Origin of the sequence: Nannocystis sp., assembly GCF_016714285.1 — a bacterium.
In the GTDB taxonomy this organism is placed as follows: Bacteria; Myxococcota_A; Polyangia; order Nannocystales; family Nannocystaceae; genus Nannocystis.
In genome coordinates, this window is record NZ_JADJNN010000015.1 from 69,520 (window position 1) to 84,584 (window position 15,065).

The window sequence follows — 15,065 nt, forward strand, 5'->3', positions numbered from 1 at the left end:
CCCTCAGTTCCTGAAGAACCGCAGCATGCTGTCAAACCACCCCGGCTTGCCGGTGAGCTGCTCGAGCTCCCCGTCGTCGAGGAACACCCCGGCGCAGGCGAAGCACTTGTCGAGCTTCACGTCGCGAAACTGCACCTCGCTGAGCTCCGCGCCGCACTTGGGGCAGCGCATCCAGTGGAGCTGCTTTTGCCGCTCGCGGTCGGCGTCGGCGACGTGCGAGTTGCGCTCCTGGGCCACGCTGCGCTGCCGCTCCATCGTGAGCCTGGCCTGATACTCCTGCTCCGTCTCATTGGGTCGGCGACTCATCACACCCTCCGTCCTTCCCGTTCACCGGTTCTTGGGCTTGATCGGCATCAACTCTCCGGGTGGCTCGTCGGTCGGGGTCGGGGTCGGCGGGGGCGGGCTGTCGTCGTACTTCGCGAGGTAGGCCGCCGCCGCCGCGTTGCCCGGGTCGAGCATGCGCAGCTTCTTGTAGTAATCCACCGCCACCGCGGTGCGCCCGAGCAGCTCCGCCGAGCGGGCCGCACCCGCCAGCGCGTCGCGGTTGCTCGGCGACACCCCGACGGCCCGCTTGTACCAGCTGAACGCGACGTCGTGGTTGTTCTGCCGCGCGAAGCCTGCCGCCAGGCAGAAGCAGAGGTTGAAGTTCTGGGTCGGGTCGGCGCCGCGGTCGACCGCGTCGAGCAGCATCTTCACGCCCTGCGTGTCGCCCTGCCGGACCTTCTGACAGCCGGTCGAGATCAACACCTCGACCTTCTCCTGCGCGCCCGCGGGCGGCGTCCCGGGCGGCCGCACGACGGCGACCTTGGTGTCGCCCGGCGTCGGCGTCGGATCGACCGCGGGCGGCGTCGTCGGCTCGGGGTCGGGTTCGGGCGTCGGCTCGGGGTCGCTGGGCGGCACCGCGGCCTCGGGGTCGCCGTTCTCCGACAACATGTCCTGGCGATCGAGCGCCTCGAGCATGGTCTTGGCCGCCGGCTGATCGGGCACGCGATCGAGGATCTTCCGCAGCAGGGTGCGCGCGTCGTCGACGTTGCCGCTGCGCCACAGCGCCAGCGCCAGCACCGACTGGCTCAAGGTCGACGGGTTGGCCAGGCCCAGCAGCGAGGTCAGCAGGCCCGGCGGCGGCGTGCGCAGCTCGCCGCGCCACAGCGCCGCGCCCTTGACCAGCGCCACCAGCTCCTCACTGTCGGCCGGCAGCGTCGCCGTCGGCTTGCCCTCGACCAGCGCCTGCAGGGCCATCACGCGCGCGAGCTGATCGGCATCGACGCTGTCATCGAGCGCCGCGAGCAGCTCCTGCGCCGCGATCGGATCCTCGGCGCTGCGGGTCTGGGCCTGTCCGCCCATCGCCGCCGGCTCGAGCATCACCGCGATCTTGCACGCCAGCGCCCGCATCAACACCAGCTCGGCCAGAGTCAGCCGCGCCTGCGCGACCGCCCCGGGCGCGCGCGCCGGGTCGTCGATGACCCGCTGCAGCGCCGCCTGCACCTTGTTGCTCTCCTTGAAGCCGAGGTTGCGGATCGCCTTGCGCGCCTGCTCGAGCTCCTGGACGCTGACCTGCTCCGGCGCGCTCGGGCGGGCCTCCTTCGGGTCGACCTTGGGGCCCTGCGCCGAACCACCGAGGTTGAAGATCTTCTCCCGCAGGCTCGGCACCCCGAACACGATGCCCGCCGCCGCCACGACCCCGAGCAGCCCCCACAGCGGCGCCGAGCTGCGCCCGCCCGGCTCCGGCATCTTCACGATCACGACCTCGGGCGGCCGCGTCAGCTCGGCGGTCTCACCGGTCTCGGCGCTGCCCGGCTCATCCGCGTCGACCGGCTGCGTCGGCTGCGTCGGCTCCGCGATCTCCGGGCGCACGGCCTTCGCCGCGAGCGCGGCCTGCTCGGCCGCCCGGGCCGCCGCCGCCGCCTGCCGCAGCTCCGCGGTCTGCACCGCCGGCATGCTGACCGGGGTGGTGCCTGAACGTCCCGAACCCATGGCCGCGGCCGCGGTCGGCCGCGGCGCCTCGGCGCGCAAGGTCTTCGGGTCCGGCCGCGCCGGGTCGACCCGGGTCATCGCGCCCGTGAAGGTGCCGGTCGACCGCTCCGCCCGCTCGCGCGCCCGCTGACCGTCGACGGCCTGCACGGCCTTCTCCGCGCTGGCAGCGGCCGCCCGCGCCAGATCGGCGACGAGGATCGGCTGGCTGCGCAGCTTGCTCGACTCGCTGGCCGGCACGTCGCGGCGATCGTCGCCACCCGTGACCGCCTTGGTCACCGCCTCGAGCATCGAGGCCGGCGTGTTGCGACCCCCCGCGCGACCGTCAGATCGCTCGGGCACCGAGAAGCTCCGCGGCTCCGGCACACCCGGCGCCCGACCCCGCCGCGACAGCGCACCATCCTCCGCAGCGCCCGCAGCACCCCCTGAAGCCCGCGACGCCGCGAACTCGGGCGGCGCCGGCAAGGCGGTGTCGAACTCCGGCGGCGCCGGCAGCGGGTCATCGACCGGCGGGCGCCGCAGGCCCGAACCAGCGCCCGTCATCCCGAAGCGCACCGTCTCCTCGCGCCGGACATCATCGGCCGGTCCACCGAAGGCCGGCGGCGGCCCGAGCTCGCCAGCAGGCGACACCTCGCTCGCGCGAAACACCCGCGGCAGCCCCTCGGCGCCGATGAACAGCGACGACAGCTCCGGCAGATCGCCGAGCTTGATGAAGGACTGACCCGTGCGCGAGATCTGGTCCTCCGGCCGCAAGCGACCGTCCAGCACGTGCTCCACCACCCGCCGCAGGTCCGGCAGCACGAACATGTGCTTGTCCGTGGTGACCAGCTTCCACGGCGCCGCCACGGCGTCCGGGTCCGGCTCCGCGTGGAACATGTGCGAACAGACCGAACAGCGCAGCGTCACGCCCTCCGGACCGACCTGGCTGGGGTCGAGGGCGAACTCAGTGCTGCACTTGGTGCATCGAATGATCACGGGCTAGCTCGCTCGGCGCACCATAACACAGACACGGCCCGACCCCGCATGGGCGCCGCGGCGCAGAGGGTGAGGCGTCGGCATGGGCACCGTCAAGGGTCAAGTTCTCCGGTATCAAGCCGCCCCACCAGCGCAGCCCGAGACGAGCTTGGGGGCCCGAAGGACCAGGCCGGCCAGCTCGCTGCACCCGACCGGCGTTCAACAGCCCACGCACCCCTGACCAGCGCGCCTGACGACCCACAACCGGCCGTTCACGGCGACATCGGCCGCCGCAGCCAGGGACCGCAGTCAGACCAACGATCAACTGGAGGCCACCGCCACCGCCCCGCCGACCACCGACGCGAGCACCGCCGTGGCGAGGAAGGCCGCGAACAGCAGCATCGCCAGCGGCGCCCGCTTGTCGGGCTCGAGCCCGGCCTCGGCCTTGCACCGCGGACAATGCTCCGGCGCGCCCTCGGCCGGACCGGCGAAGCGCTGATGGCAGCGCGAGCAGTGGTACTGCATGCCCATGGGTTACGCCGCGCTCGCCCCGCTGTCAACGACTCCCCGGCCCCTTGTCAGCGCCGCCGACTTGCCGTACGCGTCATGGTCGTGGATCTGCGGCGTGTCCTGCTGGTCGAAGACGACGCCCGCCTCGCCGAGCGCACCGCCGAGTACCTGCAGGGCCACGACTTCACCGTCGAGGTCGCAGCGGACGGCGAGCTGGGCCTGGCCCGGGCCCTGTCCGGCGAGCACGACGTGGTCCTCCTCGACATCATGCTGCCGCGCCGCGACGGCCTCAGCGTGTGCCGCGAGCTCCGCCAGAGATCGGCTGTCCCGGTGCTGATGCTCTCGGCCCGCAGCGAGGAGATCGACCGCGTGCTCGGGCTCGAGCTCGGCGCCGATGACTACCTCGCCAAGCCCTTCAGCCCCCGCGAGCTGGTCGCCCGCATCCGGGCCGTGCTCCGCCGCGGCGCCGCCACCACGGCCACGAGCGGCGGAGCCCTGCGCAGCTGCGGCCCGCTGCGCGTCGACCGCGACCGCCACCGCGCCACCGTCGAGGGCGTCGCCTGCGAGCTCACGGCCTACCAGTTCGACCTCCTGTGGATCCTCGCCGGCGCGCCCGAGCAGGTCCTGACCCGCGAGCAGATCCACCAGCGCCTGCGCGCCCTCCGGGGCGAAGCCCCCAGCGACTTCGACCCCTCCGTCGACCGATCGATCGACGTCCACCTCAGCAAGGTCCGCGCCGCCCTCGCCAGCGCCCACCCCAGCGGCGCCGGCCTCATCCGCACCCTCCGCGGCGTCGGCTACATGCTGGTCCCGAAGGACCAGGACCCGTGACCGTCCCGACCCACACGCTCGCCCCGAAGGACGACCCGTGACCGACGCCCCCGCGTCGCCGCCTCGCACGCACCCCGAGAGCCGCCGCCGCGGCGGCCTGTTCCGCCGCATCTACCTCAGCTTCGTCCTCACCGTCGTCGCCTTCGCCGCCCTCGTCGGCCTCGCCGTCCTCACCCTCGCGTCCCCCTACGACGCCGCCTGGGTCGAGTCCGTCGACGCCGCTGTCACCGCCCGCGAACCCGCGCTCACCCAGCAGCTCGCCGACCGCCCCGCCCTCGAGCGCGAGCTCGCCGCCCTCGCCGACGAGCTCCAGCTGCGCGCCGTCCTCGTCGACCCCGACGGCAAGCGCCTCGCCGGCGACCCCGCCACCCGCGGCCCCCGCGGCCCCCGCGGCCTCAAACAGCGCCAGCGCGCCCGCCTCCTGCGCGGCCAGCCCATGGTCCACCGCGACGAACGCGGCCCCGCCCTCAGCTTCGGCCTGTCCGACCCCGACGGCCAGCTGGTCGCCGTGCTCTCCCTCGACACCGGCGACGGCCCGGCCCCACGCGCCCGCCTCCTGGCCCTCGCCCTGCTCGGCTTGCTCGCCGCCCTCGCCGTCGGCGCCTGGCCCCTGGCCCGCTCGCTCACGCGAAGGATCGCCGCGCTCGAGCTCGGCGCCGGACGCATCGCCCGCGGCGAGCTCGGCCACCGCGTCCCGGGCCGCCCCGCCGGCGACGAGCTCGACCGCCTCGGCGACGCCTTCAACGAGATGGCCGCCCGCCTCGAGGCGATGCTCCGCGGCCAGCGAGCCCTGCTCACCAACGTCTCGCACGAGCTGCGCACCCCGATCGCCCGCATGCGCGTGCTCGCCGAGCTGCTCGGCGAACGCGTCGACGCCCTGCCAAACCAGGACCACCCGGGCGTGACCCGCCTGCGCCGCGGCATCGCCGAGCTCGGCGAAGATCTGCTCGAGCTGGAGACCCTGATCTCCGACCTCCTCACCTCCGGCCGCCTCGACCTCGCCGGCACCAAGGCCCTCCAGCGCAGCCGCGTCGAGCTCGCCCCCCTGCTGACCCGCCTCGCCGCCCGCGTCGACGCCCGCGCCCGCTGCGAGCCGCAAGAACTGCACGCCGAGCTCGACCTCGTCCTCGTCGAGCGCCTGCTCGCCAACCTCCTCCACAACGCCCGCCGCGCCTGTCCCCAGGGACAGATCGATCTCTCCGCCCGCGTCGACGCCGACCAGCTGATCCTGAGCGTCGAGGACGAGGGCCCCGGCATCGCCCCCGCCGACCGCGCGACGATCTTCGACCCCTTCACCCGCCTCGACGCCGCCCGCGCCCGCGACCACGGCGGGGTCGGCCTCGGCCTCTACCTCTGCCGCCAGATCGCCCAGGCCCACGGCGGCACGATCACCGCCGAGGACCGCCCCGGCGGCGCCCAGGGGGCCCGCCTCGCCGTCCGCCTCCCGCTCGCCACCACGTGAGCGCGAGCCCGCGCGGTGACACTCCAGACCCGCCTTGGTACCGTCGCCCGCTGGAGTGATAGCCCGATGACGCCCAAAGAACTCGCCGAATTCTTCGCCCTCCTGACCATCCTCGAGCCCGACACGATCATCTGCAAACTGGCCGCCCGCCTCGCCACCGCCAGCACGGCGAGCGAGGGCGAGACGGACCACAACATCATCCTCGAGATGCGCCAGCATTCGGCCCAGATCGCCGAGGAGCTGGCCTCCCTCAGCGCCGCCAAGCTCGACCGCAAGGCCGCCCTCGTCGGCAAGTTCTTCGACGCCGCCCACGCCGACCACGGCCACGCCGCGAGCTGACCCCGCGTCGCCCATGGCGGCCGTCGACCGCGACGGCCGCCAACACCATTGTTGGCAACAAATTTGTTGGCACCCTGGACCGTGGATAGCCCGCCTCGTGTTATGGCTCGGGCGCCATGGAACCCTACCAGCAGGCGTTCATCGAGCTGCTCGTCCGCCACGAGGTGCTGCGCTTCGGCGACTTCACCCTCAAGTCCGGCCGCCGCTCGCCGTACTTCGTCAACGCCGGCCAGTTCCGCACCGGCGCCGCGATCGCCGGCCTCGGCCGCGCCTACGCGGCCTGTATGCGCCGCGCCGAGCTGCCCTGCGACCTCCTGTTCGGCCCGGCCTACAAGGGCGTGCCCCTGGCCGTCGCCACCGCGATCGCCCTGTCCGAGCTCGGCCACGACGTCCCGTTCTGCTTCGACCGCAAGGAGCAGAAGGACCACGGCGAGGGCGGCTGGTTCGTCGGCACCACCCCGCAAGCCGGCATGCGCGTGGTCATCGTCGACGACGTGATCACCTCCGGCAAGTCGATCCACGAGAGCGTCGCCCTCCTGCGCCGAACTGCTGACATTCACATCGCCGGGGTCGTCGTCGCCGTCGACCGCCAGGAGCGCGGCACCGGCGATCGCAGCACCCTCGCCGAGCTGCAAGATGAGCTCCACGCCCCGGTCCGACCGATCGTCACGATCCGCGAGGTCATCGCCCACCTCCACGGCCGCAGCGTCGACGGCCGCGTCCTCCTCGACGACGAGCGCCGCAGCGCGATGGAGGCCCACCTGGCGGCCCATGGGGCGCGTACCTGAGCTTCGGGACAGGTTCCATCAAGGCCTGCTCACCTCGCCATTGCCGCCGTTGCCGAGAGGAGTTGACGCTGTCAGGGCGACTGTTCAAGCTCGAGCGATGAAGTGTGAACTTGCCGTTGCGGTGGCGATGGCCGTGCCGACACCGGCTCAGGCGGGCGATGTCCGGCGCGGCAGCCCGCCGGTTGCGGCCAGCCTCCGCGGCCTCCGGACCATGGCCCTCGTCGAGACCCCAGGCCCCAAGCTCGCGCCGCCGTTACCGCCGACAGCGGTCCCGAGTGCTGAGCCCCGCAGCGGCGTCGGCCTGATGATCGCGGGCGGGGTGGTGATGGCCTTCGTCGCGGCGCCTGCGATCGGCGTCGGCGCCGCCGCCCCGAGCTCGGGGCAGTGCTGGAGCGTCGGCGGCAGCTGCGACGAGAACGGCGAGAGGCCCGGCTCGGGCCTGATCACGTTGGGTGTGCTCGCCGCTCTGGCTGGCGCGGGGCTCCTCGTCGGAGGTGGGGTTCGGTACAGCCAGTGGCGCAGGTGGAAGGCCAATCAGCAGACCTTCTCGCCACGCCTGGGACGAACCGCGCTGGGCACCGGGACCCTCGGCCTCACGCTGCGCTTTTGAGCGTCACCCGCAGCAGTGAGCCGCGGGTCAGCATCGGCGTCAGGGCTCGGCATCGGGGTCGTCCTCCCAGATGTCGAGCACGCCGAGCTTGGGCGTGAGCTCCGGCGTCAGCGCCTCACGCACCTGCTCCTCGGTCTGCTCGCCCGAGCGCAGGTCATCGCCGACGGTCATCTGCGTGCCATCCGGCTTGTCCAGCTTCGGCAGCGAGAGCAGGAAGCCGCCGTAGACGGGATTCGGGAACGCGATCCACTTCTTGCCCCACGCGGCGCGCTCGACCTGGGCGTTGGCGAGGCGCGTCGCCCACGGCACCGACGAGCTGAAGTCCTTGCTGAAGTCAGAGAGATTGTCGCCGAGCCACAGTACCGGCTGGCGCCGCCGCTCGCCCGCGACGAAGGCGTAATGATCGTACTTCTTGACGCCGCCGCTCGGGGTCACGGTGCCCTGCATAAACAGATGTGTGCTCACCGGGTCGGCACCGCCGTCCGGCAGCGGCAGGCCGAGCGCCAGCAGGTTGGCGCAGGTGGCCTCGCGCACCTCCTCGAGGCGGCTCGTCACATAGAAGATCTCGATCGGATTGCCACGGCGGTCTCGCATCGCCGCGACCTCCTGCATGAACTCGCGGGCGCCGGCCGTGAGCCGGGAGATCCCGGCCCGGCAGTAGCGATTCCAGCTGCCCTTCTCGTTGAAGTTGCGACCGCGGCGGACCAGCCAGGAGTTGTACTGGCTATTGTCGAGGAGGGTCTCGTCGAGGTCCGAGAAGATGCAGAAACGGTCCGCCCCGGAACCCAGCGCGTCCTCGCGGAGCGCGTCCCAGATGCGCAGCCGCGCCAGCTCGAAGGCCTGCAGGTAGAGCGCGTGCTGCTCGGCGCTGGTGTCGAGCCAGACCAGAGCGTCGGTGTTGTTGTGCATGCCAAAGCGTCGATATGCGTGCGTCATTGCCAGCCTCCTCCCATTCGCGGTCCGGGACGCTATCACTGCCGCGATTGGGCTGACAAGGCGCGGATCCGCGGCGCTCGCACCCCGGCACACGCGACGCTCGCACCTGACCTTCGGGACAGGTGCTCGCAGGGCCAGCCCCCTCGCCAGCGCCGCCGGCGGGCGCGAAGCGGAGCGTTGCCGGGCCTGCGGGATCCTGCGAGCATCGCAGGCCGTCGGGTGCGGGTGTTCGAACCGTCACGGCGATGCGGCCTTGAGAGGATGGAGGCGTGATGACGGAGCAACAGGGTTGGCGTTCGTGTCGCAAGTGTCGGGCGATCTGTTTCAGCGGGCTGCAGGGCGTCTGCGCGGCCTCGGGGACGCACGACTTCGAGGCCAGCGGGTGGTTCGGTCTGTCCGTGGCCCCGCCGGATGGCGCCGACAGTCAACCGGGCTGGCGCTGGTGCGCGAAGTGCCAGGTCCTGCACCACCCGGGGCTCGGGGCGGGCCCGTGCCTGGCCGGCGGGGTCCACGAGACCGCGAACAGCGGGACCTATCACCTGGCCTACCAGCCGTACGCGGCCGGCGGACAGGCGGGCTGGCGCTACTGCACGCGCTGCCACGTGCTGCACAACCCCGAGGCCGGGCCGGGGGTGTGCGTGACCGGCGGGGTCCATGCGGTCGAGCCGTCGCTGCCGTACAGCCTGCTGCTCGGGTCGGAGCCGCGGGTCAACCGGGCGCCGAGCGTGCAGCACGGGTGGCGGCGCTGCCGAAAGTGCCACTCGAGCTGCTTCGGCGGGATCGTCGGGGCCTGCGCGGCGGGTGGACGCCATGACCTCGACGACAGCGCGTGGTTTGCGGTGCCGATCGCGGCGACGGTCGGGGGCCACAGCCAGGGCGGCTGGCGATGGTGTCACCGGTGTCAGATCCTGCACCACCCGGGGCTCGGTCCGGGGCTCTGTCCGGCCGGCGGCGGGCATGACTCGAGCCGCGGCACGACGTACTCGCTGGCGATCCAGCCGTACGCGGCGGACGGGCAGGAGGGCTGGCGCTACTGCACGAAGTGTCACGCGCTGCACCGGCCCGACGAGGCGCGCGGGACGTGCCCGGGCGGCGGTCTCCACGAGACCGCGACGTCGATCGCGTACAGCATGCTGCTGGCGTCGCCGCCGGCGTCGAGCCGTCCCTCGGTGCAGTGCGGGTGGCGGCGCTGTCGCAAGTGCCAGGCGAGCTGCTACGGCGGGCTGAAGGGCGCGTGCGCGGGCGGCGGGCTGCACGACTTCACCGACAGCCCGTGGTACGCGATGGCGCTGTCGACCGCGAGCGACGTGACCACCCAGGCCGGCTGGCGGTGGTGCTGCAAGTGTCAGGTGCTGTTCCACCCGGGCGCGGGGGCGGGGCTGTGCCCGGCCGGCGGCGGCCACGACGCGACCGGCAGCGGCCCGTACGTGATGGCGACCTCGTCGTATCCGGCGGGCGGACAGGACGACTGGCGCTTCTGCAAGAAGTGCAACCTGCTGCACTGGCGCGCGAAGGCCGGGCAGTGCCTCGCGGGCGGGGTGCACTCGGACGAGACCTCGGCACCGTACAGCCTGCTGCTCGGCGCGCCCGGGCTGACGCCGGCGCAGCCGGGCTGGCGGCGCTGTCGTGTGTGTCACGCGGTCTGCTACGCGGGGCTCGAGGGCATGTGTGGGTCCGGGACGCCGCACGACTTCACGGACAGCGCGGCGTACTCGCTGTCGACGGCGACGATCGTCGACACGCAGGGCCAGGACGGCTGGCGGTGGTGCTGCGAGTGCCAGGCGCTGTTCCACCCGGGCCTCGGCGCCGGCGCGTGCCCGGCGACCGGCGCGGGTCACGACGCGACCGGCAGCGGTCCGTACCACCTGGCCATCGCCCCGTACCCGTCGGGCGGAGAACAGGGCTGGCGCTACTGCACGCGCTGCCACGTGGCACAGCGGCGGGGCGATAGCCCCGGAAAGTGCCCGCAGGGCGGCGAGCACACGGACGCGCCGACGCCGTACAGCCTGCGCCCCGGCGGCACGCTCGCGAGCCGCTGCGCGTTGATCGTCGATCACGACGCGGGCAACAACCCGGTGAGCCGCTTCGACGTGACGCTGACGGCGCGCGGCGCCAACGGCTCGGCGCGGGCGGTCGCGGTCCGGCTGCTGGCGAGCGCGCCGGTCAACATCCTCGTCGAGGAGCGGGGGGTCACCCGCAGCTTCGGGCTCGACGCCGCCACGCCGTTGGTGTTGAAGGCGTCGCCGACGGGCCGGCTCCGCTTCATGGTGATGCCGCCAGCCGAGGCCCTGTCGGTCCCCGATCTGTTCGCGCAGTCGGACGACATGGCCCTCGACCAGTGGATCGAGTTCTCACCGGACGACGACCTCCATCAAAAGCTCGCGGGGCTGACCGGCGAGCACATGGTCCAGACGCCGCCCGGGAAGGCCGGCCCGCTGCTGCCCGCGGAGCGGCTCGCCGACGCGAGGTCGCTGGCCGGCGGGGTGTCGCGGCTGATCGGTCGCTTCGCGCCGGCGCCGCCCACCGCGAAGACAGTGACGAGCGTGACGAGCGGGTACCAGAAGAAAGACCTCTTCGGCGACATCGGCGGCGGGCTAGCGAGCGCCGGCGGGGCGGTCGCGGGCGGGATCAACAGCGCCGTCGGGGCGGTCTCCGGCGCCGTCGGGTCGGTCGCGTCCATCGCCAGCGACGTGGCGAACGCGATCGCCAGCGCGGCCCAGGGGGCGGTCGGCTCAGCGGCCCAGGTGTTCGACACGATCGGCGCGGCGGCCCAGGTGCTGATCAAGAACGTCGCCACGGCGGCGCCCCGCCTGCTCGAGGACTTCGCGAGCACGGCGATCCCGGCGGCGACGCAGCTGGCGATCGACGTCGCCGACAAGGTCACGGTCATCGCCCTGATCGTGGTCGACGGGGTGCAGAGCATCGTCAAGACGGTGGTCGAGAACGTCGAGTCGGCGGCCAGGCTGGCGGTCGCGTTCTTCAAGCGCGTCGGCGTGGTGATCCAGGCGGTGATCGACTTCCTGGCCGCGCTGTTCGACTGGGACGCGATCCTCGCGATCCAGAGCGACCTGAAGGCGATGTTCGACGCGCGCTGGAGCGGCTTCGCGGCGCTGATCGAGGACCAGCGGGCCGCGCTGCCCGGGTCGATCGCGCGGCTCCAGGCGGGCCTCTCCGAGTCGAGCGGGGGCGGTTCGGGTGGGGGCGGGGGCGGCTCGTCGATCGGTGCCTTCATGGCTCTCGGCGGGCAATTCGGGTACCTGATGGGCCGGCTCGAGTCGTTGCTCGCCGACGCGTTCAAGGACGTGCTGTCGGCGCTCGGCCCGGTCGGCGAGCAGATCGCGAGCGTGGCCAGCGCGGTGGCCGGCGAGGTCCAGGCCTTCGTCCAGTCGGTCGTGGCGTCGCCGCTGTTCGCGGCGGTGACCGACCCCGGCAAGCTGATCGGCGTGGGCGCCGACGCGGTGATGAGCCTCGTCCGGCCGTTCGCAGCCGGCGCGCTCGGCGTCGCCGCGAAGGTCCTCGACGCAGTGCTGGCGATCGCGCCGATGCTGGCCTCGGCGATCCGTCAGGTCCTGCAGCAGCGGATCTCGATCCCGGTGCTGACCGACTTCATCGAGCTGGTGGTGTTCCGCCGCCGGCAGCAGCTCAGCCTCGAGTCGCTGATCACCCTGGTGACCGCGGCGTTCCTCCACTGCGCGCGCACGCTGTTCACTGCGGCGCGCGAGCTGTCGTTCGACGCCGGCCCGGAGGAGCCGATCGACCCCGGGGCGGTGCTGGCGATCGTGCTGAGCATGATGACGATCGTGGTGACGGGCTCGGCGATCTCCGGCGGCGAAGCGAGCCAGGACATCGCCGGGGCGATCGGCTCGATCTTCGGCATCCTCGGCACCTTGATGACGCCGCCGCACTCGGTCCCGCAGTCGAGCTTCTTCTTCCCCGAGCAGTGGGCGTGCTGGGGCTTCAACGTGCTCGCGTCGGTGGTGCAGGTGGCCGACAGTCAGCGGGCCGCCGGGGGGCTACCCTCACTCGGCGTGCTGAAGGGCCTGTCGGCCTACTTCGGGGTGTGCATCCTGGCCACGGCGGGGCTTTGGCACGGGCTCGGGTTTACCTTCGGCGAAGGCGACAGGCACCTCGCGGGCCTCGACCTCGGGAACCAGATCCTGTCCGGGCTCAACGACTTCAGCCCGCTGCTCCCCTCCAAGGCGGCCCCGGCCGCGACGATCGCGTCCTGTGTGGTCGGCATCGGCCTGGGAGTCGAGAGCATCCGCTACTCGGTGACCTACCCCGACGCGCAGTTCGGGTGAGCCCCCGACGACGCCGTGGGCGGTCGCGCGACCCCGCGAATCGTCGGATCGAGACAAATTGCCGCGTAACATTTGTCCGCGGCATGCGCCGCCGGGGCGCAGGGCGCCGACGTGCCGCTTGTCTGGCCCGTCGGCCGCCTCTACGGTGTCTCAATGCAGTTTGGCCGATGGGGATGGGGTCTTGCGATCGTTGGTTGTTTTCTGAGCGGGTGCAGCGATGACGCGGCCACGGCGAGCGCGACCGACAGCTCGTCAGGTGGTGGGAGCGACACAGGCACCAGCACGAGCGGCGCTACCACCACGACCAGCGCGGGCGACGAGACCACGAGCCCGACCTCGGGCGTCTCCGCGACCGGCAGCACCGGCAGCACCGGCGGCACCAGCAGCGATGAGACCTCCAGCACCGGCCCCATCAACACCACCGGCAGCGAGAGCACCGGCCCGGCGCCGACCTGCGGCGACGGTGTCATCGACCCGGACGAGGCCTGCGACGACGGTCCGAACAACGCCGACGACGGCCCCTGCACCACCCAGTGCCAGCTCGCAGTCTGCGGCGACGGCCTGGTCGGCCCCGGTGAGGCCTGCGACGACGCCAACCAGGTCGACGACGACGAGTGCACCAACAACTGCGCGCTCGCCTCGTGCGGCGACGGCATCAAGCAGCCGGCCGAGGCCTGCGACGACGGCAACGCCGACGACACCGACGCCTGCCTCGCGACCTGCGTCGCCGCGAGCTGCGGCGACGGGGTCGTCCAGGCCGGCGTCGAGGCCTGCGACGACGGCAACGCCGACGACGGCGACGACTGTACCGGCTGCCAGGTCGCGGTCTGCGACGACGGCGTCAAGAACGGCGGCGAGACCGACATCGACTGCGGCGGCGACTGCCCGGGCTGCGGCGTCGACCTCGCCTGCAACGGCCACCCCGACTGCGGCGGCGGTCTCCTGTGCAACAACAACCTGTGCAGCTTCCCCTGTCGTGCAAGGCGCTCAAGACGGAGATCCCCGACGTCCCCAGCGGCGAGGTCACGATCGACCTCGACGCCGACGGCCCCGAGGCGCCGCTGCTCGTCTACTGCGAGCAGACCGCGCTCGGCGGCGGCTGGACCCGGATGATGAGCGCCAAGTACCCACATTTCTTCAATGATGGCACCTGGCAGAACTTCAACGCCGACGCCCCCGCCAGCGAGAACTACTCGATCCTCGGCAAGCGCAACCTGTTCAAGGTCGGGGCCAGCTACACCTACCGCTACGACGTCGGCAACGCCATGACCTGGAAGGACGGGCCGATCCTGTTCAAGGTCGCCTGGAAGCAGGACCACGACCCCTTCACCGCGACCACCAACGGCGCCGACTACACGTACATCGCCGGCGACAAGCCGACCACCTGCGGCGGCTTCAACGGCCTGCACAACAAGTACAACAGCCCGAGCTACGCCACCGAGGTCGACCAGGGCGACGGCATCGGCTGCTGGTGGATGCAGGTCGTCCCGCGCGACGACTGGAAGAAGTTCGGCTACCCGCCCGGTTACCTCCACGGCTTCCTCGGCGGCGGCAACCTCGACCCCAAACACGAGACCCAGTGGGAGGTGCTCTACATCCGCGAGTGAGCAGGGTTCGTCACTGCCAGCCTCCTCCATTCGCGGTCCGCGACGTGATCACCGCGGCAAAGGGGGCTGACAAGGCGCGGATCCGCGGCGCCGGCCACCTGACCTTCGGGACAGGTCATTGCACCGTCCGCGCCTGACACCCGTGTCAGGGCGATGCCAGGTTTCTCAAACCAAGTCGCCTGGCTCGGGCCTTGCACAGGCCGTCGCATGCGAAATCCACGAGGCACCCACCTGGCTGGTCTATCGGCGCTCCTCCTGCTCGCGGCCTGTCCCGAGAAGGACGACGGCTCGACCTCCGACCCCACCGATACCGCGGCCACCACCGGCGCGACCGGCGATACCACCGAGCCCACCACCGCCGATACCGTCGATACCGACGCCGTCGATACCGACGCCGTCGATACCGACACCACCGCTACCACCGATACCGACGCCACCGGCGGCCCGGTCTTCCCGCCCGTCGATTGCGGCGACGTCACCTGCGCCGAGAACCAGCTCTGCGTCAACCCGGGCGGAGTATGCGACTACAACATGGACCCCCCGGATTGGGTCCCCCAGCCCTCGGCCTGCCAGGACGTCCCGCCCGCGTGCGCGCAGATGCAGGACGCCGACGCCCGGGCCCAGTGCTTCGGCGAGACGCTGTGCCCGGACTTCGAGTTCGGCGGCCCGTCCAACCTCGAGGGCAGCCAGCTCAATTGCCCCGACCAGGGCGCCGACTGCTTCTAGCCCGCGACGGAAGTCCGCGGTATATCGACT

Annotated in this window: 13 protein-coding genes; 9 read left to right on the forward strand and 4 right to left on the reverse strand. The window is 72.2% G+C overall.

What is annotated here, in order from left to right:
* Positions 1–3: 3 nt before the first annotated feature.
* The 3 genes from IPJ59_RS24380 to IPJ59_RS24390 form a co-directional block, all read right to left on the reverse strand.
* Positions 4–306 (reverse strand): TFIIB-type zinc ribbon-containing protein, encoded by a 303-nt coding sequence (locus IPJ59_RS24380; protein ID WP_293260920.1) that lies wholly within the window; start codon positions 304–306, stop codon positions 4–6.
* A 21-nt stretch (positions 307–327) separates the two neighbouring features.
* Complete coding sequence (locus IPJ59_RS24385; protein WP_293273508.1) at positions 328–2,946, reverse strand: zinc-ribbon domain-containing protein; 2,619 nt, start codon at positions 2,944–2,946, stop codon at positions 328–330.
* Positions 2,947–3,246: 300 nt separating this feature from the next.
* Entirely contained in the window at positions 3,247–3,450 is a 204-nt protein-coding gene (locus tag IPJ59_RS24390; RefSeq protein WP_293260926.1) for a hypothetical protein, read from the reverse strand.
* An 81-nt stretch (positions 3,451–3,531) separates the two neighbouring features.
* Between IPJ59_RS24390 and IPJ59_RS24395 the strand changes: the two genes are divergently transcribed.
* From IPJ59_RS24395 to IPJ59_RS24415, 5 genes are all read left to right on the forward strand, one after another.
* Positions 3,532–4,266: a response regulator transcription factor gene (locus IPJ59_RS24395; protein ID WP_293260929.1), complete on the forward strand. Its 735-nt coding sequence runs from the start codon at positions 3,532–3,534 to the stop codon at positions 4,264–4,266.
* A 37-nt stretch (positions 4,267–4,303) separates the two neighbouring features.
* Positions 4,304–5,728 carry a HAMP domain-containing sensor histidine kinase gene (locus IPJ59_RS24400; protein WP_293273509.1) on the forward strand — a complete coding sequence of 475 codons (1,425 nt, stop codon included), beginning with the start codon at positions 4,304–4,306 and terminating at the stop codon, positions 5,726–5,728.
* 66 nt (positions 5,729–5,794) lie between these two features.
* On the forward strand, positions 5,795–6,067 hold the full coding sequence (locus IPJ59_RS24405) for a hypothetical protein (RefSeq protein ID WP_293273510.1): 273 nt from the start codon (positions 5,795–5,797) through the stop codon (positions 6,065–6,067).
* Positions 6,068–6,183: 116 nt separating this feature from the next.
* Positions 6,184–6,855: an orotate phosphoribosyltransferase gene (pyrE, locus tag IPJ59_RS24410; RefSeq protein WP_293260937.1), complete on the forward strand. Its 672-nt coding sequence runs from the start codon at positions 6,184–6,186 to the stop codon at positions 6,853–6,855.
* Positions 6,856–6,952: 97 nt separating this feature from the next.
* Positions 6,953–7,465 carry a hypothetical protein gene (locus IPJ59_RS24415; RefSeq protein WP_293273511.1) on the forward strand — a complete coding sequence of 171 codons (513 nt, stop codon included), beginning with the start codon at positions 6,953–6,955 and terminating at the stop codon, positions 7,463–7,465.
* A gap of 39 nt (positions 7,466–7,504) precedes the next feature.
* Here the strand turns inward: IPJ59_RS24415 and IPJ59_RS24420 are convergent, their stop codons facing one another.
* Positions 7,505–8,374, reverse strand: a complete 870-nt coding sequence (locus IPJ59_RS24420) for an HAD family acid phosphatase (RefSeq protein WP_293273512.1) — start codon at positions 8,372–8,374, stop codon at positions 7,505–7,507.
* 299 nt (positions 8,375–8,673) lie between these two features.
* On the opposite strand from IPJ59_RS24420, the gene IPJ59_RS24425 reads away from it, so the two are divergent.
* The 4 genes from IPJ59_RS24425 (at position 8,674) to IPJ59_RS24440 (ending at position 15,035) form a co-directional block, all read left to right on the forward strand.
* Entirely contained in the window at positions 8,674–12,702 is a 4,029-nt protein-coding gene (locus tag IPJ59_RS24425) for a phage tail family protein (protein ID WP_293273513.1), read from the forward strand.
* A 153-nt stretch (positions 12,703–12,855) separates the two neighbouring features.
* On the forward strand, positions 12,856–13,815 hold the full coding sequence (locus tag IPJ59_RS24430) for a DUF4215 domain-containing protein (protein WP_293273514.1): 960 nt from the start codon (positions 12,856–12,858) through the stop codon (positions 13,813–13,815).
* Positions 13,731–14,309 (forward strand): hypothetical protein, encoded by a 579-nt coding sequence (locus IPJ59_RS24435; protein WP_366524674.1) that lies wholly within the window; start codon positions 13,731–13,733, stop codon positions 14,307–14,309. The genes IPJ59_RS24430 and IPJ59_RS24435 overlap by 85 nt, the downstream gene beginning before the upstream one ends.
* A 207-nt stretch (positions 14,310–14,516) precedes the next feature.
* Positions 14,517–15,035 carry a hypothetical protein gene (locus IPJ59_RS24440; RefSeq protein WP_293260952.1) on the forward strand — a complete coding sequence of 173 codons (519 nt, stop codon included), beginning with the start codon at positions 14,517–14,519 and terminating at the stop codon, positions 15,033–15,035.
* Positions 15,036–15,065: the final 30 nt, after the last annotated feature.

Excerpts from the sequence above, each read along its gene's own strand:
- IPJ59_RS24380 (WP_293260920.1), bottom strand. The coding sequence starts at position 306 with ATGAGTCGCCGACCCAATGAGACGGAGCAGGAGTATCAGGCCAGGCTC.
- IPJ59_RS24390 (WP_293260926.1), bottom strand. The coding sequence starts at position 3,450 with ATGCAGTACCACTGCTCGCGCTGCCATCAGCGCTTCGCCGGTCCGGCC.
- IPJ59_RS24395 (WP_293260929.1), top strand. The coding sequence starts at position 3,532 with ATGGTCGTGGATCTGCGGCGTGTCCTGCTGGTCGAAGACGACGCCCGC.
- IPJ59_RS24405 (WP_293273510.1), top strand. The coding sequence starts at position 5,795 with ATGACGCCCAAAGAACTCGCCGAATTCTTCGCCCTCCTGACCATCCTC.
- pyrE (WP_293260937.1), top strand. The coding sequence starts at position 6,184 with ATGGAACCCTACCAGCAGGCGTTCATCGAGCTGCTCGTCCGCCACGAG.
- IPJ59_RS24415 (WP_293273511.1), top strand. The coding sequence starts at position 6,953 with ATGAAGTGTGAACTTGCCGTTGCGGTGGCGATGGCCGTGCCGACACCG.
- IPJ59_RS24420 (WP_293273512.1), bottom strand. The coding sequence starts at position 8,374 with ATGCACAACAACACCGACGCTCTGGTCTGGCTCGACACCAGCGCCGAG.
- IPJ59_RS24425 (WP_293273513.1), top strand. The coding sequence starts at position 8,674 with ATGACGGAGCAACAGGGTTGGCGTTCGTGTCGCAAGTGTCGGGCGATC.
- IPJ59_RS24430 (WP_293273514.1), top strand. The coding sequence starts at position 12,856 with ATGCAGTTTGGCCGATGGGGATGGGGTCTTGCGATCGTTGGTTGTTTT.
- IPJ59_RS24440 (WP_293260952.1), top strand. The coding sequence starts at position 14,517 with ATGCGAAATCCACGAGGCACCCACCTGGCTGGTCTATCGGCGCTCCTC.